Source organism: Vreelandella sedimenti (genome assembly GCF_013416325.1).
GTDB classification, from domain to species: Bacteria; Pseudomonadota; Gammaproteobacteria; order Pseudomonadales; family Halomonadaceae; genus Vreelandella; species Vreelandella sedimenti.
In genome coordinates this window covers 209,594-231,619 of the sequence record NZ_JACCGK010000002.1, presented here as the reverse complement: position 1 = coordinate 231,619, position 22,026 = coordinate 209,594, and the positions used below count along the sequence as shown (strand labels likewise).

The 22,026-nt window shown below is 57.3% G+C and carries 19 protein-coding genes; 5 read left to right on the top strand and 14 right to left on the bottom strand.

The features are described from left to right. The first annotated feature begins 38 nt into the window (after positions 1-38). Positions 39-1,880 carry a putative bifunctional diguanylate cyclase/phosphodiesterase gene (locus HZU72_RS03190; RefSeq protein ID WP_180090453.1) on the top strand — a complete coding sequence of 614 codons (1,842 nt, stop codon included), beginning with the start codon at positions 39-41 and terminating at the stop codon, positions 1,878-1,880. On the opposite strand, the gene HZU72_RS03185 is transcribed toward HZU72_RS03190, so the two are convergent. The 8 genes from HZU72_RS03185 to HZU72_RS03150 form a co-directional block, all read right to left on the bottom strand. Further along, positions 1,858-2,367, bottom strand: coding sequence for a DUF2878 domain-containing protein (locus tag HZU72_RS03185; RefSeq protein ID WP_180090452.1), 510 nt, complete (start codon positions 2,365-2,367; stop codon positions 1,858-1,860). The two genes, HZU72_RS03190 and HZU72_RS03185, sit on opposite strands and share 23 nt — an antisense overlap. Then, positions 2,368-3,636 (bottom strand): SAM-dependent methyltransferase, encoded by a 1,269-nt coding sequence (locus HZU72_RS03180; protein WP_180090450.1) that lies wholly within the window; start codon positions 3,634-3,636, stop codon positions 2,368-2,370. Next, positions 3,633-4,418, bottom strand: coding sequence for a DUF1365 domain-containing protein (locus HZU72_RS03175; protein ID WP_235975966.1), 786 nt, complete (start codon positions 4,416-4,418; stop codon positions 3,633-3,635). Before HZU72_RS03175 ends, HZU72_RS03180 begins: the two co-directional genes overlap by 4 nt. Next, a complete protein-coding gene (locus HZU72_RS03170) occupies positions 4,418-5,800 on the bottom strand; it encodes an NAD(P)/FAD-dependent oxidoreductase (RefSeq protein WP_180090448.1) in 1,383 nt (460 codons plus the stop codon). The genes HZU72_RS03175 and HZU72_RS03170 overlap by 1 nt, the downstream gene beginning before the upstream one ends. Continuing rightward, positions 5,797-6,582 carry an SDR family NAD(P)-dependent oxidoreductase gene (locus tag HZU72_RS03165; protein ID WP_180090446.1) on the bottom strand — a complete coding sequence of 262 codons (786 nt, stop codon included), beginning with the start codon at positions 6,580-6,582 and terminating at the stop codon, positions 5,797-5,799. The genes HZU72_RS03170 and HZU72_RS03165 overlap by 4 nt, the downstream gene beginning before the upstream one ends. 36 nt (positions 6,583-6,618) lie before the next feature. After that, positions 6,619-7,050, bottom strand: a complete 432-nt coding sequence (locus HZU72_RS03160; RefSeq protein WP_180090444.1) for a nuclear transport factor 2 family protein — start codon at positions 7,048-7,050, stop codon at positions 6,619-6,621. Between the two features lie 33 nt (positions 7,051-7,083). Next, positions 7,084-8,496 carry a deoxyribodipyrimidine photo-lyase gene (gene phrB, locus HZU72_RS03155; protein ID WP_180090563.1) on the bottom strand — a complete coding sequence of 471 codons (1,413 nt, stop codon included), beginning with the start codon at positions 8,494-8,496 and terminating at the stop codon, positions 7,084-7,086. An 86-nt stretch (positions 8,497-8,582) separates the two neighbouring features. Next, a complete protein-coding gene (locus HZU72_RS03150) occupies positions 8,583-9,503 on the bottom strand; it encodes a MerR family transcriptional regulator (RefSeq protein WP_009288159.1) in 921 nt (306 codons plus the stop codon). A 492-nt stretch (positions 9,504-9,995) separates the two neighbouring features. Here HZU72_RS03150 and HZU72_RS03145 point away from each other — a divergent pair, with 492 nt between their 5' ends. After that, a complete protein-coding gene (locus HZU72_RS03145) occupies positions 9,996-10,898 on the top strand; it encodes a TIGR01777 family oxidoreductase (protein WP_180090442.1) in 903 nt (300 codons plus the stop codon). 3 nt (positions 10,899-10,901) lie between these two features. Here HZU72_RS03145 and rapA read toward each other — a convergent pair whose 3' ends face one another. After that, complete coding sequence (rapA, locus tag HZU72_RS03140; protein WP_180090441.1) at positions 10,902-13,847, bottom strand: RNA polymerase-associated protein RapA; 2,946 nt, start codon at positions 13,845-13,847, stop codon at positions 10,902-10,904. Between the two features lie 113 nt (positions 13,848-13,960). After that, complete coding sequence (locus tag HZU72_RS03135; protein ID WP_180090439.1) at positions 13,961-14,764, bottom strand: TlpA disulfide reductase family protein; 804 nt, start codon at positions 14,762-14,764, stop codon at positions 13,961-13,963. A gap of 132 nt (positions 14,765-14,896) precedes the next feature. Here HZU72_RS03135 and HZU72_RS03130 point away from each other — a divergent pair, with 132 nt between their 5' ends. From HZU72_RS03130 to HZU72_RS03120, 3 genes are all read left to right on the top strand, one after another. Then, a complete protein-coding gene (locus HZU72_RS03130) occupies positions 14,897-15,139 on the top strand; it encodes a hypothetical protein (RefSeq protein ID WP_180090562.1) in 243 nt (80 codons plus the stop codon). Next, positions 15,132-16,673, top strand: coding sequence for a phospholipase D-like domain-containing protein (locus HZU72_RS03125; RefSeq protein WP_180090436.1), 1,542 nt, complete (start codon positions 15,132-15,134; stop codon positions 16,671-16,673). The genes HZU72_RS03130 and HZU72_RS03125 overlap by 8 nt, the downstream gene beginning before the upstream one ends. Positions 16,674-16,816: 143 nt before the next feature. After that, positions 16,817-18,025 carry an ABC transporter substrate-binding protein gene (locus HZU72_RS03120; RefSeq protein ID WP_180090434.1) on the top strand — a complete coding sequence of 403 codons (1,209 nt, stop codon included), beginning with the start codon at positions 16,817-16,819 and terminating at the stop codon, positions 18,023-18,025. A gap of 77 nt (positions 18,026-18,102) precedes the next feature. On the opposite strand, the gene HZU72_RS03115 is transcribed toward HZU72_RS03120, so the two are convergent. From HZU72_RS03115 to HZU72_RS03100, 4 genes are all read right to left on the bottom strand, one after another. Beyond that, the gene (locus HZU72_RS03115; protein ID WP_180090431.1) at positions 18,103-19,428 is read right to left on the bottom strand and encodes a branched-chain amino acid ABC transporter permease; all 1,326 of its coding nucleotides are present in this window, start codon (positions 19,426-19,428) and stop codon (positions 18,103-18,105) included. Then, a complete protein-coding gene (locus HZU72_RS03110; protein WP_180090429.1) occupies positions 19,428-20,432 on the bottom strand; it encodes a branched-chain amino acid ABC transporter permease in 1,005 nt (334 codons plus the stop codon). Before HZU72_RS03110 ends, HZU72_RS03115 begins: the two co-directional genes overlap by 1 nt. Before the next feature lie 17 nt (positions 20,433-20,449). Beyond that, entirely contained in the window at positions 20,450-21,169 is a 720-nt protein-coding gene (locus tag HZU72_RS03105; RefSeq protein WP_180090426.1) for an ABC transporter ATP-binding protein, read from the bottom strand. Positions 21,170-21,243: 74 nt separating this feature from the next. Next, positions 21,244-22,014: an ABC transporter ATP-binding protein gene (locus HZU72_RS03100; RefSeq protein WP_180090424.1), complete on the bottom strand. Its 771-nt coding sequence runs from the start codon at positions 22,012-22,014 to the stop codon at positions 21,244-21,246. Positions 22,015-22,026 lie beyond the last annotated feature (12 nt).

Below are 22,026 nucleotides of genomic sequence, written 5' to 3'. Positions count from 1 at the left end.
TTATCTGAGTTAATTTGTATAGGGTATAGCGAATCGCCATGTGGCTTCCTGTTTCACTCAATCGTCCGTTAGTTTGGGTCGCACTGACGGCGCTTCCCGCCTGTGTTTGGATACCCGATGCGATGCTACGTCTGGTGGCAGCATCGCTGGTCGCGCTTGGGCTGTGGGACGCCTGGAAACAAGTGCGTCAACAGCGGCTACGTCTGCGACTGTCGCAAGATACGTTAAGACTTGCCAGCGATGCCATGGTGATTAGCGATGCGCAAAATCGCGTGATGGTGGTTAACCCAGCATTTACCGAAATTACCGGCTATGCCAGTCAAGAGATTCAAGGGCTGAAGCTGGAGACACTGGCAGCCCCGCGCCATGACAAAGCCTTTTATCAAACGTTTTGGAGTACGCTGAAAAGCACCGGCCGCTGGGAAGGAGAAATGTGGAGCCGCCGTAAGCACGGCGACGAGTACCCCGAGTGGTTAAAAGTCCGTGCCGTGACCGACAAGCGCGGCAACATTACCCATTTCATTAATTTGTTTACCGATATTTCGGCGCAAAAAGCTCGTGAGCGTGATTTGCGCCGTATCGGCTATGAAGACCCCCTCACTGGGCTGCCCAACCGTCGCCGTCTCCACGACCTGCTTGCCTCTCGGCTGCGCCATTTACGCGCAGGTGAGAGCCTGGATATGGCGCTGGTGGATATAGATGGCTTGAAATCAGTCAACGATAGCCTGGGGGTTGAACAGGGCGATCGCCTGTTAGCGCGCTTTGCCCAGCGGCTAACCAGTTATGTGGCAGGGAGTGTGGTAGGGCGCCTGGGCGGCGATGAGTTTATGGTAATCCGCACCACCACCTTCGACGATCACGAACAGTGGGTAGCCACCCTGCGTGAACATATGAGTCGGCCCTTTGAAATTAACGACCACTCGTTGCGCTTAGGACTCACGATTGGCAGTTGTCGCGTGCCTGAAGATGGTAACGACTCCGGCGTGCTCTTCCAGCGCTTGGAGTCGGCGCTTTATAGCGCCAAACGGCTGGGACGTAACTTAAGCCAGCGCTTTCGCCCGGCGTTGGATAAGCAGGATAATCCTCAACTGGCGCTGGTCAGCGACCTACGCGCCGCGCTTATTTCCGGTGACCAGTTGGAGCTGCATTATCAAACCCAGCATGACCCTGCCAGCGGCGAACTGGTGGGCATGGAGGCGCTACTGCGTTGGCGCCACCCCAAGGATGGCATGATTTCCCCAGGCGACTTTATTCCGTTGGCTGAGCGGCACGGGTTAATGAGCCAACTGGGCGCCTGGGTGATCGAAAAAGCCTGTGCCCAACAAGCTCATTGGCGTAATAGCGCTATGCCCAAGCTAACCATTTGGGTCAATATTTCGGCGCTGCAGCTGTTTCAAGGTGACCTGGAGAGTCAACTGACGACCTGCCTAAAGCGTTACCAACTGAAGTCTTCGCAAATTGGCTTAGAGCTGACGGAGTCGGTGCTGCTCGACGAACGTGCGGGGGATATGGGACCACGCCTGCAGGCGCTACGGGATCAAGGCTTTGCGATTGCCATCGACGACTTTGGTACGGGCTATTCGTCGCTTGGCTATTTGAAGCGTTTACCGGTGGACAAAATTAAACTCGATCGGGCTTTCATTAAAGAGCTGCCGCACGATCAGGCAGACGCCTCGATTGTTAAGGCAGTCTTAGCGATGGCGGAAGGCATGGGACTAGGGGTGATTGCGGAAGGTGTGGAAACCAAAGAGCAGTGTCAGTTTTTGGTGAATGCCGGGTGCACGTCCGTACAGGGGTTCTACTTTGCAAGGCCGCTATCCGCCGGTGAGTTGGAAAAACGTCTGGTGCCTGCCCCCGTCACTGCTCCCTCTGCCTCATAGGCTTAAAGTAGCTAATACCCACACAAAGCATCGCCCAAATGAGAGCCTGAACGGGAAGTAACCAAGCTGCCAGGGTCACCTCTGCCAGTAGTGCGCCGCCATAATAAGAGAGTGGACCACTAATGGCACCACATAGCGCGGCTAGCAGCGGGTAGCGCCAAAGCCAGGCCAGTGAGTGAAAGACCAGGGTGGCAAACAGCGGCCAGAGCATCCATAGCCATAGTGGCAGAAGCCCTAGGACCAGCGTTTGATCGTTAAAATCGAAGCCACCCAGTAGTTGCAAGCCACCATCAATCACCAGTCCCAGCAGCGCAAATTCGGCGATAAATCGCCACTCCCCGGGCCACGCGCAGCGCCATAGGTGCCAGGCCAGCAGGCTGCCACCTGCTAAGACTGCTACCCATGAACCACCGAGCACGCACAGCAGCCAGCCAGCCTCAAAGCGCAGGGCATTCAACACCAGCGCCTGCCACTTGCGCGATGCCATTTAGAGCGCGCCTGTGAGCGGAATGGGTTTCGCCGCGGGTTTAGCCAGCAGTAGGTGGCAGGTGCCGATAGAGCGCTCGATAAAACCACCCTCGCAGTAGCACAGGTAGTAACGCCACATGCGGATAAAGCGCTCGTCGTAGCCCAGTGTTCTCACCTGCTCCAGGCTGGCTTCGAAGCGGTGACGCCACTCGCGCAGGGTGCGCGCGTAATGCGGGCCAATTTCATCCAGCGCGACGATGTTCAGCGACGTTTTACGCATAACGCTGGTTAACATGGCGTGGTGCGAGGGCAAAAAGCCGCCAGGAAAAATGTAGCGCTTGATAAAATCCATATCGCGTTTAGCTTCTTCAAAGCGCTGATCGCGGATGGTGATGGCTTGCAGCATGGCCTGTCCATCGTCGGTCAGCAGGCTATCCAGCTTGTTGAGGTAGGTATCGAGATACTGATGCCCCACCGCCTCGATCATCTCCACCGAAATGAGCCGGTCATAGCGGCCGGTCAATTGACGATAATCCTGTTTAAGCAAGGTGATTCTATCCTCCAACCCCTCTTCCCTAATGCGTTGAGCGGTATGGGCGTGCTGTTCATCAGAGATAGTCGTGGTGGTGACACGACAGCCGCGAGTTTTAGCGGCGTGAATCGCCAGCCCTCCCCAGCCTGTACCAATCTCTAGCAGGTGATGCTCGGGCTGTACATCGAGCTTTTCAAGCATCAAATCGAGCTTATAGGTAGAGGCCTCTTCCAAGCTGGCTTCTGGATAAGGGAAAACAGCGCTTGAATACATCCAGTGGTGACGATCTAAAAACGTAGAAAACAGCTCGTTGCCGATATCGTAATGGGCGGCAATATTGCGTTTCGAGCCGCTTAAACTGTTGCGCTGAAAGCGATAGGCGGCGCCCAGTAACCAACGGGCAAAGCGGGCACTGCCGTTCTCCATTTTAGTATTCACCTGCTTAAGGTTTGCGGCGAACAGGCGTACCAAGGCGACCAGATCGTCGGCGTCCCAATCGCCGTCCATGTACGATTCGGCAGCCCCCACGGTGCCGCCAAAGGCAAGGCGCTTCCAGGCGCGGGAGTGGCGAATCACCACGGTAACTTGCAGCGGGCCTTGTTGACCTAAATGGTGACCCTGATTGCCTTCAATCAGGGTGATACGACCGCCGCGAAAGGCGTCTAGTTGGGCCATTAGGCGTGGTTTTAGCCACTTGGTTAAGCGGTCTTGCACAACCGGATGAAGGTTTGGAGGCGTGGAACGCAGGGTCGTCACTTTGAAGTCTCCTTGCGCTTGGGGTGGTTATAAACGGGGACGCGCTTCAGCCACAGACGAAGCGCTTCAAAATGAATACCCACAATGGTTTTCAGGCTCATCCATGGCTGGCGAGCTAAGGTTTTTAGCAACGCGCCGCGGGTGGCGGGTGAGGCGTCAAGGGTTAACGTGGCATCAAAATGGCATTGCTGATCCTGCCAGTTCTCCATATGCAGAAAGAGCTTTTCGCCGGGGGCGTTAAATTTCCAGCGGTAGGTCATCCCCATGGGATTAAACGGTGAGACGTGGAGATCTTTATCGAAATGCGCTTGGTGACTGTTGCGTGAGGGATCCACAGCGCTGGCGTAGCGGGTGCGCTCCCGCCAGGGCATGTTGGTGACCTCACTTAATACGGCTGTCAGTCGCCCCAGATGGTCGTAGGCGTAGTAGACGGAAATAGGGTTGAACATGCAGCCCAATGTGCGCAGCTGGGTAAGTACGCAGATACGACCATTAGGTGCGCTGCCCAATTGGCGAATAAGCTCTTCGCGCACGGCGGTTTTCAGCGGACGATCAACCGGCCCCAGATAGTCTTCGCGGCGAAAGCGTGCCAATGCAGGGCGTCGAGCACTAAAGCCGGGCACTTTGTCGAACAGGTCGGGCAATTCATCCAGATCCAGCCAAGCCATCCAGAGCTGGTAACTAAAGGCGTGGGATTGGGGCGTGAAGCGACGGTGGCGTAGGGTGCCACGATAAATACGCGAGCGCGGCATGGCGGTGATCTCAGTCATTGTGCTAGCCATCACCCCAGCCCCTCTACGCCCTGGGGCGTTAGCAGCTCATGAGCAGGCAGCGCCGAGGACTGGGCAGGCGGCTGAGCTGCTTCATCGCAGCCCAATGATTGCGCCACCCGCAGGGCACTCCAGACGCCGTCTTCGTGGAAACCGTTACGCCAATAGGCGCCGCAAAAGTGAGTGCGACGGGCCGTAGACGAAATGTTGCCGTGTCGCGCCTGAGCCGCCTGGCCAGCCAGGGTGAACTGCGGGTGTGCGTAAGTGTAGCGGCCCAGCACCTTGCTGGGATCGATGCTGGCGCTGTCGTTCAGGGTTACGCAAAACGTGGTGTCGCTCTCTATCCGTTGGAGAATATTCATAGCGTAAGTGACCGATACTCGTGCTTCGCTATCGCGCTGATCCAAGCGGTAATTCCAGCTTGCCCAGGCGCGTTTTCGGCGCGGCAGCAGGGCGGTGTCGGTATGCAGCACCACTTCATTATCCTGGTACGGCATGGCGCCTAGGATCGCTTGCTCGTCTCTGCTGGCGTCGCCCAGCATGGCCAGTGCCTGGTCGGCGTGGCAGGCGAGCACTACTTGGTCAAAGCGCTGGGTGCCAGAGGGCGTGGTGATAATAACGCCGGTACTGTTGCGGGTAATTCGGGTGACCGGTGTATTGAGGTGAATACGCGATGCATAGGGCGCCGTCAGACTGGGGATATAGCTTTTCGAACCGCCCACCAGGGTGTACCACTGGGGACGATGGTTGACCGATAGCAGGCCGTGATTGCGAAAAAAACGCACAAAAAACGCCAGCGGGAAGGCGCGTAAATCACTGATGCTGGCCGACCAGATAGCAGCCCCCATGGGCAGTAAGTAGCGCTGCTGAAAATCGTGGTTGTAATGGTTGCGATCCAGGTATTCACCCAGGGTCATATGCTCTGATAGTTCTTTGTTGTCTAATTGTTGGCTCTCTAGCGCTTTGGTGGCTTGCTTGTTAAAGCGCAGAATGTCGCCGAGCAGGCGATAAAAAGAGGGATTAAACAAATTGCGTCGTTGGGCAAACAGCGAGCCCAAGGTATGACCGTTGTACTCAAAGTCCCGCGCTGTTTCATGTACCGAGAAACTCATTTCGGTGGCTTGTGAAGCAATGCCCAGGGTGGCCATCAGACGCTGAAAGTGCGGATAGGTCCAGTCGTTAAAGACAATAAAGCCGGTATCAATAACGTAGGAGTTTCCTGCAACGTTCACGTCCATGGTGGCAGTGTGCCCCCCCAGGCGCGAATCTGCCTCAAACAGTGTGACCTCATGTTGGGCAGAGAGGTACCAGCCTGCTGCCATGCCGCTAATCCCGCTGCCAACAATGGCAATACGTTGTGATGCCCCCGGTCTTGGTGATAACACGGCGCTCATGACGACTCCTGTTGGCTGCGGGTCATGCGCAGGCCAATCTGGTGGCGCAGAGCGGGGGGCAAAATGCCCAGCAATTTGACCAGATAGGTAAACCGGCGTGGGAAGTGGATATCCAGCCGCCCCTTCACCAGCCCCGCGATAATGGCATCGGCTGCTTGCTCTGCCGTCACCTGCATTGGCATAGGGAAGTCGTTACGTTCGGTGAGCGGCGTTTTCACAAAGCCAGGATGGATCAGGCTGACCTCAATGCCCTCCTGATCAAGGTCTAAGCGCAGGGACTCCAAAAAGTAACTGATCGCAGCTTTAGATGCCCCATAGGCTTCCGCGCGGGGTAGCGGTAAATAGGCTGAAGCGCTGGAGGTGGCGGCTAACCGAGCCGGGAGGCCCTCTTTGCGCGCCGCGCGCAGCAGCGGCAGTGCGGCTTCGACGCCGTACAAAGTGCCGAAGAGATTGGGCTTAAAAACCCGCTCGACTAAGTCCATATCGAACTGCTGAGCATTCAGATATTCGCAGGTGCCGGCGTTAAAGAACGCCAAATTTAACGCCCCGATCTGCTCGCGGATGTCGTTACTTGCCTTGAGCACTGCTTGACGGTCGCTGATGTCCAGCGGCAGAGAGTGGGCATTGGGGTGGCTCTGGCTCAGAGCTTCGAGTGCTTCGGCGCTGCGCGCGCTAAGCACTACCTGGTGGCCTTGAGCGATGAGCTTACGCGCAAGCGCTTCACCAATGCCGGAGGTGGCACCGGTTAACCAAATGCGTTGGGGCGTTTTCCATGTGCTCATTAAGCCTCCTCGTGCGCCCTGCCGTGATGTTATCGCTTAGGCAAGGCGCTTTTTTAACCAGCGAATGGCACTTCCCATAAGCGGTAAATGTTCGTAAAGCATGGCGCCCGCATCAAAATAATCGCGATGACGCTCAACGCGCCCATCATCAGCAAAGGTCAGCGCACTACAGCCTTCGACCTCGACCGGTTTGCCACCTGCCAAGCGCTGATGGATAAACGTCATGGTCCAGGTAACGAACGCTTGCTGACCCTGTAACTGCCGAACGTGGTAACGGAATTGGCACTGCTCGACATTTTCATACATGGCTGAAAAATAAAGCGCTAACGCTTCGCGACCTTTAATATGGTGAAGCGGGTCACTAAAAATTATATTTTCAGTATATACCTCGTATAGCTTTTCTGTACAGGTATTGTCTAGTTTATTGAATAAGGCGCAGAACGCCTCCAGCGCCGCGGGCTCAGCCATGACGGTTTCCTTGAGCAGTTGCTAACAGTAGGTTTATTTAGAGAGCGACTTAAACGCCTCTAGGGCGCGCTGACGTGCCGCTTTGTGGTCGACAATAGGCGCAGGATAATCGACGTTGCTAAGCAAATCCTGAGGCGGCGCGTGGCGCTCTTTGGCGGATAGTTTGGCCAGCTCAGGCAGCCAGTGGGCAATAAACTCACCGTCAGCATCAAAACGGGTGGATTGGGTGGTGGGATTGAAAATACGGAAGTAGGGCGCAGCATCAGTACCCGTAGAGGCCGCCCATTGCCAGCCGCCGTTGTTGGCGCAGAATTCACCGTCGACCAAGTGGCGCATAAAAAAGGCTTCACCGCGTCGCCAATCAACCAGCAGATGTTTACTTAAAAACATTGCTGTCACCATGCGCAGCCGATTATGCATCCAGCCGGTGGTGACTAACTGGCGCATGGCAGCATCGACGATGGGGTAGCCCGTTCGCCCCTCGCTCCAGGCCTGAAAGCCTTCATCGTCGTCGCGCCACTGCAACTGCTTGGTGTGTTCCTGGAAGGGTTGATAGCGGCACACCTGCGGAAAACCCACCGTTACGTGTTGATAAAATTCTCGCCAGACCAGTTCGTTGACCCAGGTAGTAAGACCGATATCGCCATCGGCTAAATGACCGCCGTTTTCGCTCATCACCGCTTGTAAACATTGGCGATGGGAGATCATGCCTAGTGCCAGATAGGGCGACAGTTCACTGGTGCCGCGCACCTTCGGCAGGTCGCGCTGGGCATTGTAGTGACGACCACGAAAGCGGAGGAAGCGCGCCAAGTTATCCGCCGCGGCATTTTCACCGGCTGGCCATAGCCGCCCATCGACAGGGGCGCTTTCAAGCTCGGGCAGCGCAGGTAGCGGGTCGCTTTCAATATCCAGCGCTGCTTGAACCTCTGGTGTGTTGCGAAGCGCCAGTTGATCGGCGCTCACCTGTTTGTGCCACGCTTTGGAGAACGGCGTAAATACCCCGTAGTAGTCGCCTTTCCCGGTTAGCAGGCTGCCGGGGGCAAACGCTACGGCATCGTGGTAGCCATGTGCGGTAATCCCAGCCTGTTTGAAGGCGTCTTGCACAGCCTGGTCGCGGTGGCGCTCATTGAGCGCGTACTCGTGATTGAAGTGCAACTGCTCAACATCATATTGGCGAGCGATCTCGAGCAGCGCCTCGGGTGCCTGATCATAGCGTTCAATATCGCGATGCAGCAGCGGAATATTCAAACCGTTGAGTGCTGTTTTGATGGCAGCGATGCCGCGCGCCCAAAAATCCAGCTTATTAGCGCCGTGGCCATGCGCTTGCCACTGGGGAATGCTGCGTAAAAACACCGCTATCACAGGGCCCTTAGCCGCGGCAGCGGCGAGGGCGCTGTTGTCGTCAATACGCAGGTCGCTGCGCAGCCATATCAACTGACGTTTCATAGGCTTTCCGGTCATAGGGGGCTCCTGCGGCACAAAAAAATGGCCGGTCGCCATGAAGGCGAACGGCCAGAATGAAAGCGCGCTGGTTAGAGTACGCCAGACTCGCGTAACAGTGGGCGCAACCGGGCAATCGCCTGAGGCAGGTCATCGCCCAGCATGTGTACTGGCCCATCGCGCAAATCGTTTTCGCGCAGACGAGCCACTTCGCCGCATACGCCGATGGGTACGTTAAGCGTCTCAGCCGCTTTAGGCAGCGCCTGGTTGATATAGCTATCACTCTCCCGCTGACCACTAGAGAGCAGCACCATGGACGAATGCAGCCGCGCCACTGCCTGGGGGAGATCCTCAAGCGGCAGCGAGTGATCAAGCATCTGCACCCGGTAGCCCTGCTCGCTGGCCATTAGCGCCGACATCAGCACCCACAGCGGGCCGGGATCGTCGGGCATGGCGTTGAGTAGAATCAGCGGGCCACGGGTAGCCTGATTGGCATAGTGCAAGCGGATGCCCACCTGGCTGCGCAGAAAGGCTTCCAACGTGCGGCGAACAAGCTGATCTGCCTGAATGGCCCACTTGGCTTCTAAGGTCAAAATGACCGGCTGCCAGAGCTCATTAATGGCTACACTCAGCGGGTAGAGCGCCAAACTCTGATGATAAAACGCCTCCAGCTTGGCGAGATCCAATGCTTCGATAATAGCTTGCAGTTGCTGGCGCTGGCTCGCCCAGTCACCGGCATCAGGTGATGGGGCTTCAATTGTTTCTGGCTGGTCAAGCAAGTCGGCGACTTGACTGACCGGCACACCACGATTGAGCCACTGCAGGATGCGTTCGATACGGGTGATGTCGTCCTGAGCGTACAGACGATGACCTTTCGGAGTGCGCTGGGGGCGAATTAGCCCGTAACGTCGTTCCCAGGCGCGAAGCGTGACCGAATTCACCCCAGTTAAGCGAGAAACCTCGCGTATCGGATAGAGTGGCGTATCGGGGGGGTGGGTCGCCTTAAGACTCATGGGCGCCAGTACCTCTTCGTTGACTGCAGCGCGGCGCTGCAGGGGCTTGTTATTGTTCGCCGCGGCGAAGGTGATTCATGTTCCATTTAAAGGTTGCCTGATTTAAAAACTAAACATTAGCACGATACTGTATGCCCATTTGTACAACTTGTCGCTACCCGGTACAACCTTTATAAGAATCCTTCTTAATCATTTAAGCCCGCTCTTTATTGAACCGACCGGCCTATTAGCGCCTTTCTTAAACGGTGGCCGGGTAGCTAGGCATCCTCAACGCGGCCGTCGCGGAAGCTGTCGCCGCACAGAGCCAAGCCACTTGCATTGTATAAGAAATCATGTGCGCAAGTAGTTGATGGCTGCGCATAGCGCCAGCGATAAGCAGTGCTTTTGACCATCATTGTGCGCATGCCGGCCGCGTGAACTAGCCTGATAGGTAAGTGTCGGCCAGGCGGCTATGCAGGATTTCAACGATGCCACCAACAGGAGCAAAACCCCATGCGTGTATTAATCACCGGAGGCAGTGGCTTTGTCGGCCAGCGACTATGCCGGCAGTTAGTTGAACAGGGGCACGAGGTGCAGGTGGTCTCCCGCTCGCCACACCGAGTGCGGGATCGTTTGCCGGGCAATTGTGACATTCGCGATAGCGCCCAGGCGTTTATTGAATCGCCGCCGGATGCCTTGGTTAATCTGGCCGGTGAGCCGATTGCCGCCAAGCGCTGGAGCGATGAGCAGAAAGCCAGGCTGATTAACTCCCGGGTGGCGGCGACCGAGCAGTTGGTGGCGCTTTGCGAGCAGCTCAAAGCTAACGGCCAGCCACTGCCCAAGGTGATGGTATCGGGTTCAGCGATGGGCTACTACGGCGATCAGGGCAAGCGCGTGGTGACCGAGAAAACCATGCCTAACGATGAGTTTGCCCATCGGCTGTGCAAACAGTGGGAGACGGCCGCCCGACCGATTGAGGCCATGGGTGTGCGGCTGGCGATTGTGCGCATTGGCCTGGTGCTAGAGGCGGGTGGAGGCAGCCTGGAGAAGATGCTGCCGCCGTTTAAGTGGGGGCTGGGTGGCCGCTTTGGCAGTGGAGAGCAGTTTATGCCGTGGATTCACCGCGATGATTTAGTCGCGGCGATCCTGTTTCTCATCAATCAAGAGGGCTTGAGCGGTGCCTTCAATGGCAGCGCCCCGCATCCAGTGACCAATGCCACCTTTACTAAAACCCTGGCCAGTCACCTCAATCGCCCGGCCATTTTCCCAGTACCCGCTTTTGTATTAAAAGCGGGCTTTGGAGAAATGTCGCGGCTACTGCTGACCGGAGCAGATATGCGCCCTGCGCGCCTGGAAGAGGCAGGGTTTAGCTTCCAATACCCCACCCTGGACAAGGCGCTTGAGGCGATCCTTTAGCGATTAGCGGTCGGCATCGACGGTGATAATCACTCGCACTGAGTCCAGCCGCAGGCGGGTGTTCTCAATGGCTTCGCTGAGAGCTTTGCGCTCATCTTTTAGCGCGTCGATTTCCTCACTGCGCACCGCCGGGTTGTGCTCAGCCAGGGCGGTTAAGCGAGCAATCTCGGCGTCCAACTGAGTGCGCATACGCGCTTCGGCGTTCTCGACGATGCTGGGCAGCTGGCGCTCGGCTTCGCCTTCACCCTGCGTTAGCAGTTCACGCAGCTGGTCGTGACGGCTCTTGATCAAATCCCGTGCCAGCGACTTGTTGACCTTCTGCAGGTTCTTGCCCAAGCCGGTGAAGGAGATCTTGCTGGTCAGGTTGGCGCCCGATTCATCCAGCAGCAGGCGCACGGCGGTGGGGGGCAGGAAGCGGTTAAGGTGCAGCTTTTTGGGTGCCGGGCAGTGGGTGCGGAATACCAGTTCGGCCATCAAGCGTCCACTGGGAATGGCGTCGTGGCGCAGCAGGGCGAGCGCCGAGTTGCCCATGGTGCCATCCAGCACGCGACCCATCATTTCACGCAGCAGTGGGTGTTCCCAGGAGAGCCGCTGCACATCGTCACGGGCCAGCGCCTGGGAGCGGCTGTAAGTGGCGGTAAAGCCCTCTTCACCTTTAACCAGGCCCGGCAGGCCATCCAGCATATGTTGGCTGGGCTGCAGGTGCATTAAGCCCTTGCCGATCTCCTGGCTATCCACGCCGAAAATATCCAGCGCTCGCTCAAGATAGCGCGGCAGGGCGGGGTCATCATCAAGCTTGCGCACTGCGTCGATCACCTGCTGAGCGCGGGCGGGGCGGCAGGCGTTGAGCTCCAGCAGCCGGTTGCGGCCCGCATCGTGCTCCGCCAGTTTGGCGCTAAACAGGGTACGGGTTTCGGCGATGATCTCGTCAAGTGCCCCATCATCCAGCAGGGCATCAGCCAGGGCGTCACCAAAGGCATCAAACAGCTCGTTGCCGACCCCATGGGGGGCACTGAACGCATCCATACCTTCGTGGTACCAGCGCAGCAGGCGCTCGCCGGGGCTGCCTTCGAAGGTGGGAATGTGCAGCTCAATGGCGTGGCGCTGACCGATGCGATCCAGGCGGCCGATTCGCTGTTCGAGCTGATCCGGATGCTGAGGCATATCGAACATCACCAGGTGACGGCAGAACTGGAAGTTGCGCCCCTCAGAGCCAATTTCCGAGCAGACCAGCACCTGTACGCCCTCATCCTCATCGGCAAAGGCTGCCGCCGCGCGGTCACGCTCGATCAGGGAGAGGTCTTCGTGAAACACCGGCGCGTGGTAGCCGCCCAGCACCCGTAGCCCTTCAGCAAGACCTTCGGCGGTTTCCCGGTGGTGGGCAATGACCAGGACTTTCTCGTTGGCGAAGCCGCTCTCACTGTCGTCGCTAAGCTTTTCCAGTAGCCAGTTAACCCGCGGGTCGATGTGCCACCAGTCTTCGCCATTGAGCGGATCATTGCTGAGCTCGCGGTAGGCCGCGTCGGGGTAGATCAGCACGTCGGGGTGATCCATGCCGGTCTCGATCAACAGCTCGTCGAGGTAGTCGTCGTCGCGCTCTAAGCGGCGCACCACGCGACGGTAGGCCGAAGGCAGCGCTAACGGTGCCAGGTTTAAGCGCCGCTCCGGGAAGCCCCCTACGTGACGGCGGCTGTTGCGGAACATCACTCGACCGGTACCGTGGCGATCCAGCAGCGCTTCGCTCAGTTGGGCGCGAGCGGCGTCCTGCTGTGCTTTGCTTGCCTCCGGGTTGCACAGGATGGCCAGCAGCGCTTGGCTGTCGCGGTCATCGGCTACCGCAGAGACGTCGCTACGGGCGCTAGGGTCGTCAGGCAGTGCCTCCAAGGCATCGATGGCGCGGGCCACTTCGGTGTAGTGGCTCTCTTCGGCCTTGAAGCGCTCAAGATCGTGGTAGCGCTCGCTATCTAGCAACCGCAGGCGGGCAAAGTGGCTCTTGATACCCATCTGTTCGGGGGTCGCGGTGAGCAGCAGCAGGCCGGGAATCTCCGCCGAAAGCTGTTCGACGCACCGATAGCCGGGGCCGCTGCCTTCTTCACTCCAGTCGAGGTGGTGCGCTTCGTCAACAATCAGCAGGTCGAACTGGCTGGCCAGTGCCTGCTCTTGACGCTGGGGGTTGGCAAATAGCCAGCCCTGGCTAGCTAGCACCAACTGGGCGCTCTCAAAGGGGTTGACGCTGCCGTGGGCCTGGCTCTGGGTTTCATCCAGTAGCGAGACGTTGAGCGAAAAGCGTCGCAGCAGTTCGACCAGCCACTGGTGAGTGAGGCTGTCGGGTACCAGAATCAGCGCCCGCTCAACGCGGCCATTGAGCAGCAGGCGGTGCAGAATCAGGCCAGCTTCAATGGTTTTACCCAGGCCCACTTCGTCCGCCAGCAGTACCCGGGGCGCATGGCGGTTGGCAACTTCATTGGCAATGTAGAGCTGATGAGGAATCAGATCGATGCGCGGCCCGGAAAAGCCCAGCGCGCTGTGCTGCTCGATACGTTGATAGTGGTGCAGGGTACGAAAGCGCAAATCAAACCAGTCGTTGCGATCGACTTGGCCGGTCAGCAGGCGGTCGCGAGCCTGGTCGAACTGCATGGTATCGGCGAGTTTGGCCTCGGGCAGCTCGCGCAGATTGCCTTCCTTGTCCTCACCGATATAGGTGATCAGGCCGTTGGACTCTTTGCTGTCATCGACAACGATCTGCCAGCCGTCAGCAGAGAGTACGCGGTCGCCGCTGCCGAACATAACGCGGGTGAGCGGGGCCTGGCGGGTGTTGTAGGTACGGGTTTCCTGACTGGCACTGAACAAAATGGTAACGCTACGGGCGTCACAGTTAAGCACGGTACCGAGCCCAAGCTCGGCTTCGCCGTCGCTAATCCAGCGTTGGCCGGGAGAAAAATCGCTCATGATGCCTCGGGGGAGTCTGCAAAACGGGTCGACTGCCGCCGGTAGTGAGCGCCGGCAGCAACAGGGCGGGGGATTCTAACGCAAAGCAGCGAGGGGATTAAGGTGTATCGGCATCAATCTTGTAACCAGCGATCCAGCTGGGCGCGAGTAAGCTCACCAACGTGGATATCCAGAGTGTTGCCCTGGCCGTCGAACAGCACTGTGGTGGGCAATCCCGGTGCTTGAAAAAGCGCCATCAGCTGCTGGCTGGGGTCACGCAGGGCGTAGCGAAATTCAAGCTGCTGCTCATCCAGATAGCGGACCATGGGTAGTAGGTCCTCCCCCTGGTTGGCGACCACCACGCTGACACCATCGCGTTTTGCGGCCTCCTCGAGCAGCGGCATTTCACGCAGGCAGGGTGGGCACCAGGTCGCCCACAGGTTGACGATAATCAGGTCAGTGTTGTCGGTCAGTGAGGGTAGATGCACATCATTGCCTTCCACATCCTCAAGGGTGATCTCCGGTAGGGCGTCAACCGCAAAGTCATTACCCAGGGGAGCCAGGGTGACCAGCACCAGCCATAGGCTAGAAGCGGCGATCAGCATGGCCATTGCACCGCCCATAGCCAATAACCGCGCCCGCAGCGTCCAGGCCGTCCATACCAAGCCAGCCGTCATCCCCCATAGGCCATGGTAGCCGGGTTGCCACACTTTGAGCGCTTCAAGCGGGGCGTCGCTGTAGCTATCCAGGTTGAGCAGGATATGGCCCACTCGAGCGCCGACTAACCAAACAATAATAAGCCCGGTAAACCAGCGCTGCTGAGCCGGGCGAGGTAGCCCTAGCAAGAAGCGCGCGCAGAGCAGCAGTAGCAGCGCGCAGCCAACGGCGTATAGGCGTGGTAGCGAAATCAGTAGCGGGCCGAGAGCAATGGCGTTCATGGATTTCCCGTTCAGGTTTTCAACTTAGGTTTTTTTAACTTAGGTTTTTTAACTTAGGTTCCCCGTTAAGCATGCCGTGAAGCAGGTACACTAGGAGACCATATCATGCGAGCTGAAAATTACGGAGACGTTATGCCCTCACCCGCTTTCGATAAGCTGCGCGCGCTAGCGATCGGTTCCCAGGCGATTGGTTTGATCCTGATAATGACTCTGGAAACGGTGATGGGCAACGCGGCTCGCCCCTGGCAGGGTGTGGTGCTCGCGGGCATGTTAGCCACGGCGTTATCGATTGCCCTAGTGCGGCTTTACCGACGCAATCTAGCCCGCAAGCGTTGGGCAGAGCGCCTTGAAGCCAAAGACCATGACGATGCCTAATGCCAATGGTTGGCTTCATTGGCTAAGCATGTTGGTTCTGTGCAGCCTGTTGGTGGGATGCACTCACGCAGTGGTACGCGAACACCACTCCGCGCTAGCTCCATCAGACGCGCGCGATACATGGTTGGGTGGTCAAGCGTATCAGGCGCTGGCGGAGCAGTCCGACCCCGATGGGTTCGCGCTCCTGGCCGACGGTAAAGAAGCTTTTTCTGCACGAGTGGGATTGATTCGCCAAGCCCAGCGCGGGCTGGATATTCAAATCTACCTATTGGGCGATGGCCAGACCACGCGGTTGATCCTGGCGCAGCTGATTAAAGCGGCGGAAGAGGGTGTTCGGGTGCGCCTGCTGGTCGACGATATTGGGGCCATAGGCCAAGGTGATCGACTGGCCGCTCTGGCGAGTCATCCCGGGATCCATGTGCGGGTGTTTAACCCGTTAGCGGTGGGGCGTGGCCATATGTTCACGCGTGTTTTGGCCTCGGTGGTTGATCCTGCGCAGCAACATCGACGCATGCATAACAAGCTGTGGGTGGCAGATAATAGCGTCGCCATTGTCGGCGGGCGCAATCTGGGCGATGAGTATTTTGACGCCAACGACTCACGCAATTTTGCCGATTTGGACTTTGTGACCATTGGTGATGTGGTGCCAGCGCTGTCGGATAGTTTTGACCTGTATTGGAATCACGGCCTGGCGCAGCCCATTGAGCGCTATCATCAAGCGGATGATAGCGCCTGGCAAATACTCAAAACCGAGCTTGAGGATTGGCTGGATAGTAACGCCGACTCGGAATATTTTACCGCGCTGCGCCGTAAGCCGCGCAGCGCACCCCCTTGGGAAACCCTGCACTGGGGCGAAGGGCTGGCGATGTGGGACACCCCCGGCAAGCTGTCATCCGCGACCCCTGAATGGCGCGATACACTGCTCGGTGATTTAACCGCTGCTGCACCGCTGAATCAGCATTTGGTGATCATATCGGCCTACTTTGTGCCCACCGAGCAAGGGGTGGAACGCCTGACCGAGTTGGCCGACCAGGGTGTGACGGTCGAGATTATTACCAACTCACTCGAGTCCACCGATGCCGCCGTGGTACACGGTGCTTACGCGCCCTGGTGTGAAGAGCTGCTATCCCACGGAGTGGCGCTTTACGAGCTGCGTCCAGAGCAGGAGGCAGGGGCGGATGAGGATATGCGAGTGCCCGGGGCCTCTGCTTCGGCACTGCATATTAAGGCGTTACGCTTTGACGACCAGCTATTTGTAGGCTCGTTTAACGTTGACCCACGCTCCATCTACTGGAACACAGAAAGTGGTGTGCTGGCGCGCAGCGAGTCGCTGATGGAAGCCTTTAATGAGTTAGTGACGTTAGGCCGTGATCCTTCACTGAGCTACCGTGTGATGCTCACACCCCAAGGCGAATTGAACTGGCACTTAGAGCGCGATGGTGAAAGGGACGTTTTAACCACTGAACCCGGTAGCTTTTGGCGGCATTTCAACGTCTGGTTAAGCCATAAGCTCAAGTTTGAGCGCTGGCTATAGTGCATTTTTGCAAACTAGCGTTAGAAACCGATGCTTGTGTTTTTGCCGTTCCAGTTCCAGATTAATAGCAGCCTTAACGATTGAACGCTGGGGCACACTAAAAAATTGAATAACCTGTTACGACACTGGGAGCGACAAGCAATATGATCAACAAGCGCGCATTAGCCACCGCTGTGGCGGCCTCAACCCTGGCAATGACCGGGTTCGCACAGGCAGAGGTCAAAGTTGGCTTCTTGGGCGGCTTTACCGGGGGAATCGAAAGTTTAACGCCACCCATTTTTGAAGGTGCTCAGCTAGCCGTAGAGCAGGTCAATGAGCAGGGCGGCATTCTAGATGGCCAAACGTTGGTGATGCCGTCTGGTGATACCACCTGCTCCGATGCATCGGCTGCCTCTAACGCCGCCGACCGTATGGTGAACTCTGAAAATGTCACCGCGATTGTCGGTGCGCTGTGTACTGGTGCGACCATTGCCGCGGCTAATAACGCCGCCATTCCCGGTGGTGTGTTGATGGTGTCGCCCGCTTCGACTGCCCCTGCGGTATCTGAGCTGGACGATAATGACCTCGTTTTCCGTACCGTGCCGTCGGATGCTTTCCAGGGCGAGATCCTTGCCAAGCTGTTGCTTGAAAAAGGTATCGACGCAGTGGCGGTCACTTACGTCAACAATGATTATGGTCAGGGGCTTTCTGACGCCTTTAGCGCTGCTTTTGAAGCCGGCGGTGGTGAGATTACTGAGAACCTGGCCCACGAAGATAATCGCGCGGATTACCGCTCTGAGCTAGGCTCGCTTTCAGTCAGTGGCGTGGATACTCTCGTCGTGCTGGCCTACGCCGACACCTCGGGTCAGACCGTGCTGCGTCAAGCCTATGAAAGCGGTATGTTTACCCAGTACGTAGGTGCTGACGGCATGGTCGGTGATAGTCTTATCGAAGCCATCGGTGCGGATGTGCTGGATGGCATGATCGCCACGCGCCCCGGCAGCCCTGATCTGCCCGGTACCGATATCTTTATCGAAGCTGCCGAAGCCGCTGAACTGGATCCAAGCGCGGTATTTGCCGCTCAAGCCTACGATGCCGCTTTCCTGATCGCATTGGCGATTGAGCAGAACGGTAGCGCGGAGCGTGAAGGCCTTTCCGAAGCGCTGCGCAGTGTTTCCAGCGCCCCCGGCGAGGTCATTCTGCCCGGCGAGTGGGAAAAAGCGGTTGAGCTGATTGCCGCAGGCACCGACATCAACTACGAAGGTGCCTCTGGTTCGCATGAGTTCGATGACAACGGCGACGTGCCTGGCGTGGTGGTCGAGATGGCTGTGGAAGATGGCACCTTTACCAGCAAAGGTCAGGTTGATCTTTAAGTCCTAAGGCTTAGCGTAAAAAATGCCCGACTGTTATCAGCCGGGCATTTTTTTATGGGCCATCAGTTGAGGCGCCATCAACTGTGGCTTTTGATATTCTCGGGAAGCAGGCCTTTGGGCGCGAAGCGCAGCACCATGGTGATCAACAAGCCAATCACCAGCACCCGTGCCTGCAAGGCGCGACTATCCATATTGCCCGGTGCATCCCAACCGAATGCGCCTTCGCCAAAGGCCACCGCTAACTGCATCAAGAATAGCGCCAGAGGCTCAGACATAATCCAGATAATGTACACCGCCACAGCGCCAAAAATGGTGCCCAGGTTATTGCCTGGCCCACCAAGAATCACCATCACCAATACCAGGAAGGTATGGTTGAGCGGCAGGTAGCCTTGAGGGTCGAAGAGGCTGTTGAAGGTGCCCAGTATGCCGCCGCCCAAGCCCATCAGAATGCAGCCCAGCACGAAAATTTCCAGACGCCGTTTATTGATATCCTTCCCCATCGCCGCAGCGGAGACTTCATTGTCGCGAATTGCCCGGATCATACGGCCCCAAGGGGCGTTGTAGGCGCGATTGAGCAGAAAGAAGATCACCGCAATGATCACCGCGGTAAACGAAAGGTAGATAGCTCGTGAGAGCGTGAAGCCTAATTCGGCAGGCCCCGGTGTGGGCCAGGGTAGCGGTGAAACCGTGGCGGTACCGCGGGTAAGCCAGTCAGAGTTTTTCAAAAACGCTTTAATGATTTCGGCTATGCCCAGGGTAGCTATTGCCAGATAGTCGCTGCGTAAACCCAGACAGATATGGCCAATAAAATAGCCAACGCCCCCCGCCAAGGCGCCACCGACAATCCAGCCGATCCAGGGCGGTAAGCCTAGCCCACCGACGAAGCCTGCCTGGCTTTCAATCGCATCAGTGACTTCGCGCAGCTGGCTAATCACCACGAGGTAAAGCACGAGACTTAACACCACCGCGATCAACGTACGCAGGGGTTTGGGTACGCCCAGTCGATCCAGCTTGCTGGCGCCAACAATCACTACAATAGCGGCTGCGCCATAAAGCAGTACGCGGCCAAATTCACCGGGTAGCGCCGTGCCCCAGAAGGCATCGTTGACCGGCACGCTGAAAAACATCGCACAAAAGCCACCCAGGGCGACAAAGCCCATTACCCCGGCGTTGAACTGGCCAGCATAGCCCCACTGGATGGTTAATCCCAACGCGAGGATGGCGTAGCAGGCAGCTTCTACCAGCATGCGCGTGCTGTAGGCGGCCCCCATGATGGCGTAGACCGCCAAAATCGCCACTAGCAGCACACCAAACAGGAGTAGCTCGCGCAGGGGAAAGCGACGGACAGATGTGGCGTCTTGGGGAGTGTAGGCAGGGTTGCGCGTTTTTTCTGAGTTGTTCATTAGATCACTTTGCCCTTAAAGAGTCCGGTGGGGCGCCACACCAAAATGGCGACCAGAATGAAAAACGGCACCACAATTTTGTACTCGGTTCCCACGAAGGCCAGATTCGATGGTAGTTCTAACCAGGCTGGCAGGCTGTCGCTGAAAGGGCGCAGCAGCACATTCCAGTTAAACACTGCCAGGGTTTCGGCAAAGCCGACCACAAAGCCACCGGCAATGGCGCCGTAAGGGTGGCCAACGCCGCCGACAATAGCGGCGGCGAAAATGGGCAGCAGCAGGAAGAAGCTCAAATCGGGTTTGAAGGTAACGTCTAAGGAGAGCAGCGTTCCAGCAATAGCCGCCAGCGCTCCTGCAATCATCCAGGTCACCGCCACGATGGTATTGGTATTAATACCCGATGCCTGGGCCAGTTCCGGGTTATCCGACATGGCGCGCATTGCCTTGCCTAACCGCGAGCGGTTAAGGAAAAGGTGTAGTGCGACGACCGCAACGATAGTGATCACGAACAGATAAATCTGCGGCTCGGTAACCACAACCGGTGCCCGGGCACCCTCGAAGGGCAGCGCAAGGCGGAAGATCTCTTTGCGGTCGTCGACATATAAACTCTGCCCGCCGGTACCCGAAAAGAGGCGGATCAAGCCCTGTAGAATCAACGTGACCCCCAGCGAGCCAATTACCAGCACAATCGGTTTGACCCCGTGGGCGCGTAGCGGCTTATAAAAGATTTTATCGATGCCTACGGCTAAAGCGGCGGTGAGCAGCATCGCCAGCGGCAGCATTAACACAGCGGTGGGTACGCCCAGGCTAGCGCCTGCCGCCGGGAACGCCGTGGTGAGCAGCAGCACCATAAAGGCGCCGAAGGTCATCATGTCGGCGTGAGCGAAGTGAGCAAAGCGCATAATACTGAAAATCAGCGTTACCCCAACTGCCCCAATGGCATAAATGGAGCCACTCACGCTGCCCGAAATCACCACATTATTGATGAAAAAAACCAGTTCGTTCACGTGTATCTCCCTGGGGGCTAGCCGCCCAAAAAGCTTTTGGCGACATCGGGGTCGGCGAGCAGCGCCGCTCCGGTGTCGGTAAAGCGGTTTTGGCCAGCGGCCAGCACAAAGCCTTTATCGGCTATCGCGAGTGCCTGTTTGGCGTTCTGTTCCACCATCAAAATGCCCACGCCAGCGGCATTGATCTGTTTGACGCGGTCAAAGATTTCATTCATATACAGCGGCGACAACCCCGCGGTGGGTTCGTCCAGCAACAGCAGGCTCGGCTCGGCCATCAAGGCACGGCCCATGGCGACCATTTGGCGCTGTCCGCCGGAAAGCTCTCCGGCAGGCTGGCGGCGCTTTTCGTAGAGTGGTGGGAAAAACTCATAGATCTGAGCGAGCATGCGCTTGACGTTTTGCGGCTTTAAAAAGGCACCCATTTCCAGATTTTCCTGCACCGAAAGGCTTGGGAAAACGTTCTTCTCCTGGGGTACGAAGCCCATGCCGCGCTGCACTAACTGGTTAGGCGGTAGATTTTGGATTGGCTGGCCGTTAAGCAGTATCTCGCCCTGATTGACATGCAGCAGGCCAAAGACTGCTTTCAGCATGGTGGATTTACCCGCCCCATTAGGGCCGACGATAACACCGACCTCATCGGCTTCCAGCGTCATGTTCACCCCGTTAAGGATATTCATGCCGCCATAGCCGCCGTGCACATCCTGTGCGTCGATTAATGGCCTGGTTGTTGATGACATATGAAAGTATTCCAGCAAGGTCGCTTGGCAGCGACATCATTATATTAATTGGCTAATGGGAGAAAGCGTTACGCTTAAGCGGCATCTGTACCGAAGTAGGCCTCAATGACCTCAGGGTTATTCTGGATGTCGTTGATATGCCCCTCCACCATCACGCTGCCCTGAGCCAGCACGATAACCGGGTCGCAAAGGCGGGCAATCATCTCCATATCGTGCTCAATGACCAGGAAGGTGTAACCCATTTCTCGGTTGAGCCGCTCAATATTGCCGATCAAATCACCCAGCAGGGTGCGGTTTACCCCGGCGGCGATCTCATCAAGTAGCACTACCTTGGCGTTGGTCATCATGGTGCGGCCAAGCTCCAGCAGTTTCTTTTGCCCTCCGGACAAATTACCCGCCAGCTCGTTGCGCACATGGTGCAGGCCAACAAAGTCAATGACTTCCAGGGCGCGGCGGCGCACCTCCGCCTCTTCCCGCTGCACCTTGCCGGGCTTTAGCCAGGCACTGAAAAGGTCTTCACCGGCTTGCTTGGGCGGTACCATCATGAGATTTTCCAGCGCGCTCATCTGGCTGAACTCGTGAGCGATCTGAAAGGTGCGCAATAAGCCGCGATGAAAGCGCTGGTCGGCGCTGAGCGAGGTAATGTCTTCTCCATCAAGCAGCACATGGCCGCTGTCAGGCGTCAGGGCGCCAGCAATGAGATTAAACAGGGTTGATTTACCCGCGCCGTTGGGGCCAATCATCCCGGTAATGGAGCCCTTCTCCACTTGAATGGAGCAGTCATTAATCACCTGGAGGCCGCCGAACGCTTTGTTGACTCGCTGTACATCAATAAGAGGTGTCATGGTGTCTCCACG

What these genes read in the sequence shown, in the direction of transcription:
- HZU72_RS03190 (WP_180090453.1), top strand. Translation starts at nt 39, where the DNA reads ATGTGGCTTCCTGTTTCACTCAATCGTCCGTTAGTTTGGGTCGCACTG.
- HZU72_RS03185 (WP_180090452.1), bottom strand. Translation starts at nt 2,367, where the DNA reads ATGGCATCGCGCAAGTGGCAGGCGCTGGTGTTGAATGCCCTGCGCTTT.
- HZU72_RS03175 (WP_235975966.1), bottom strand. Translation starts at nt 4,418, where the DNA reads ATGGCTAGCACAATGACTGAGATCACCGCCATGCCGCGCTCGCGTATT.
- HZU72_RS03170 (WP_180090448.1), bottom strand. Translation starts at nt 5,800, where the DNA reads ATGAGCGCCGTGTTATCACCAAGACCGGGGGCATCACAACGTATTGCC.
- HZU72_RS03165 (WP_180090446.1), bottom strand. Translation starts at nt 6,582, where the DNA reads ATGAGCACATGGAAAACGCCCCAACGCATTTGGTTAACCGGTGCCACC.
- HZU72_RS03160 (WP_180090444.1), bottom strand. Translation starts at nt 7,050, where the DNA reads ATGGCTGAGCCCGCGGCGCTGGAGGCGTTCTGCGCCTTATTCAATAAA.
- phrB (WP_180090563.1), bottom strand. Translation starts at nt 8,496, where the DNA reads ATGAAACGTCAGTTGATATGGCTGCGCAGCGACCTGCGTATTGACGAC.
- HZU72_RS03150 (WP_009288159.1), bottom strand. Translation starts at nt 9,503, where the DNA reads ATGAGTCTTAAGGCGACCCACCCCCCCGATACGCCACTCTATCCGATA.
- HZU72_RS03145 (WP_180090442.1), top strand. Translation starts at nt 9,996, where the DNA reads ATGCGTGTATTAATCACCGGAGGCAGTGGCTTTGTCGGCCAGCGACTA.
- rapA (WP_180090441.1), bottom strand. Translation starts at nt 13,847, where the DNA reads ATGAGCGATTTTTCTCCCGGCCAACGCTGGATTAGCGACGGCGAAGCC.
- HZU72_RS03135 (WP_180090439.1), bottom strand. Translation starts at nt 14,764, where the DNA reads ATGAACGCCATTGCTCTCGGCCCGCTACTGATTTCGCTACCACGCCTA.
- HZU72_RS03130 (WP_180090562.1), top strand. Translation starts at nt 14,897, where the DNA reads ATGCCCTCACCCGCTTTCGATAAGCTGCGCGCGCTAGCGATCGGTTCC.
- HZU72_RS03125 (WP_180090436.1), top strand. Translation starts at nt 15,132, where the DNA reads ATGCCTAATGCCAATGGTTGGCTTCATTGGCTAAGCATGTTGGTTCTG.
- HZU72_RS03120 (WP_180090434.1), top strand. Translation starts at nt 16,817, where the DNA reads ATGATCAACAAGCGCGCATTAGCCACCGCTGTGGCGGCCTCAACCCTG.
- HZU72_RS03115 (WP_180090431.1), bottom strand. Translation starts at nt 19,428, where the DNA reads ATGAACAACTCAGAAAAAACGCGCAACCCTGCCTACACTCCCCAAGAC.
- HZU72_RS03105 (WP_180090426.1), bottom strand. Translation starts at nt 21,169, where the DNA reads ATGTCATCAACAACCAGGCCATTAATCGACGCACAGGATGTGCACGGC.
- HZU72_RS03100 (WP_180090424.1), bottom strand. Translation starts at nt 22,014, where the DNA reads ATGACACCTCTTATTGATGTACAGCGAGTCAACAAAGCGTTCGGCGGC.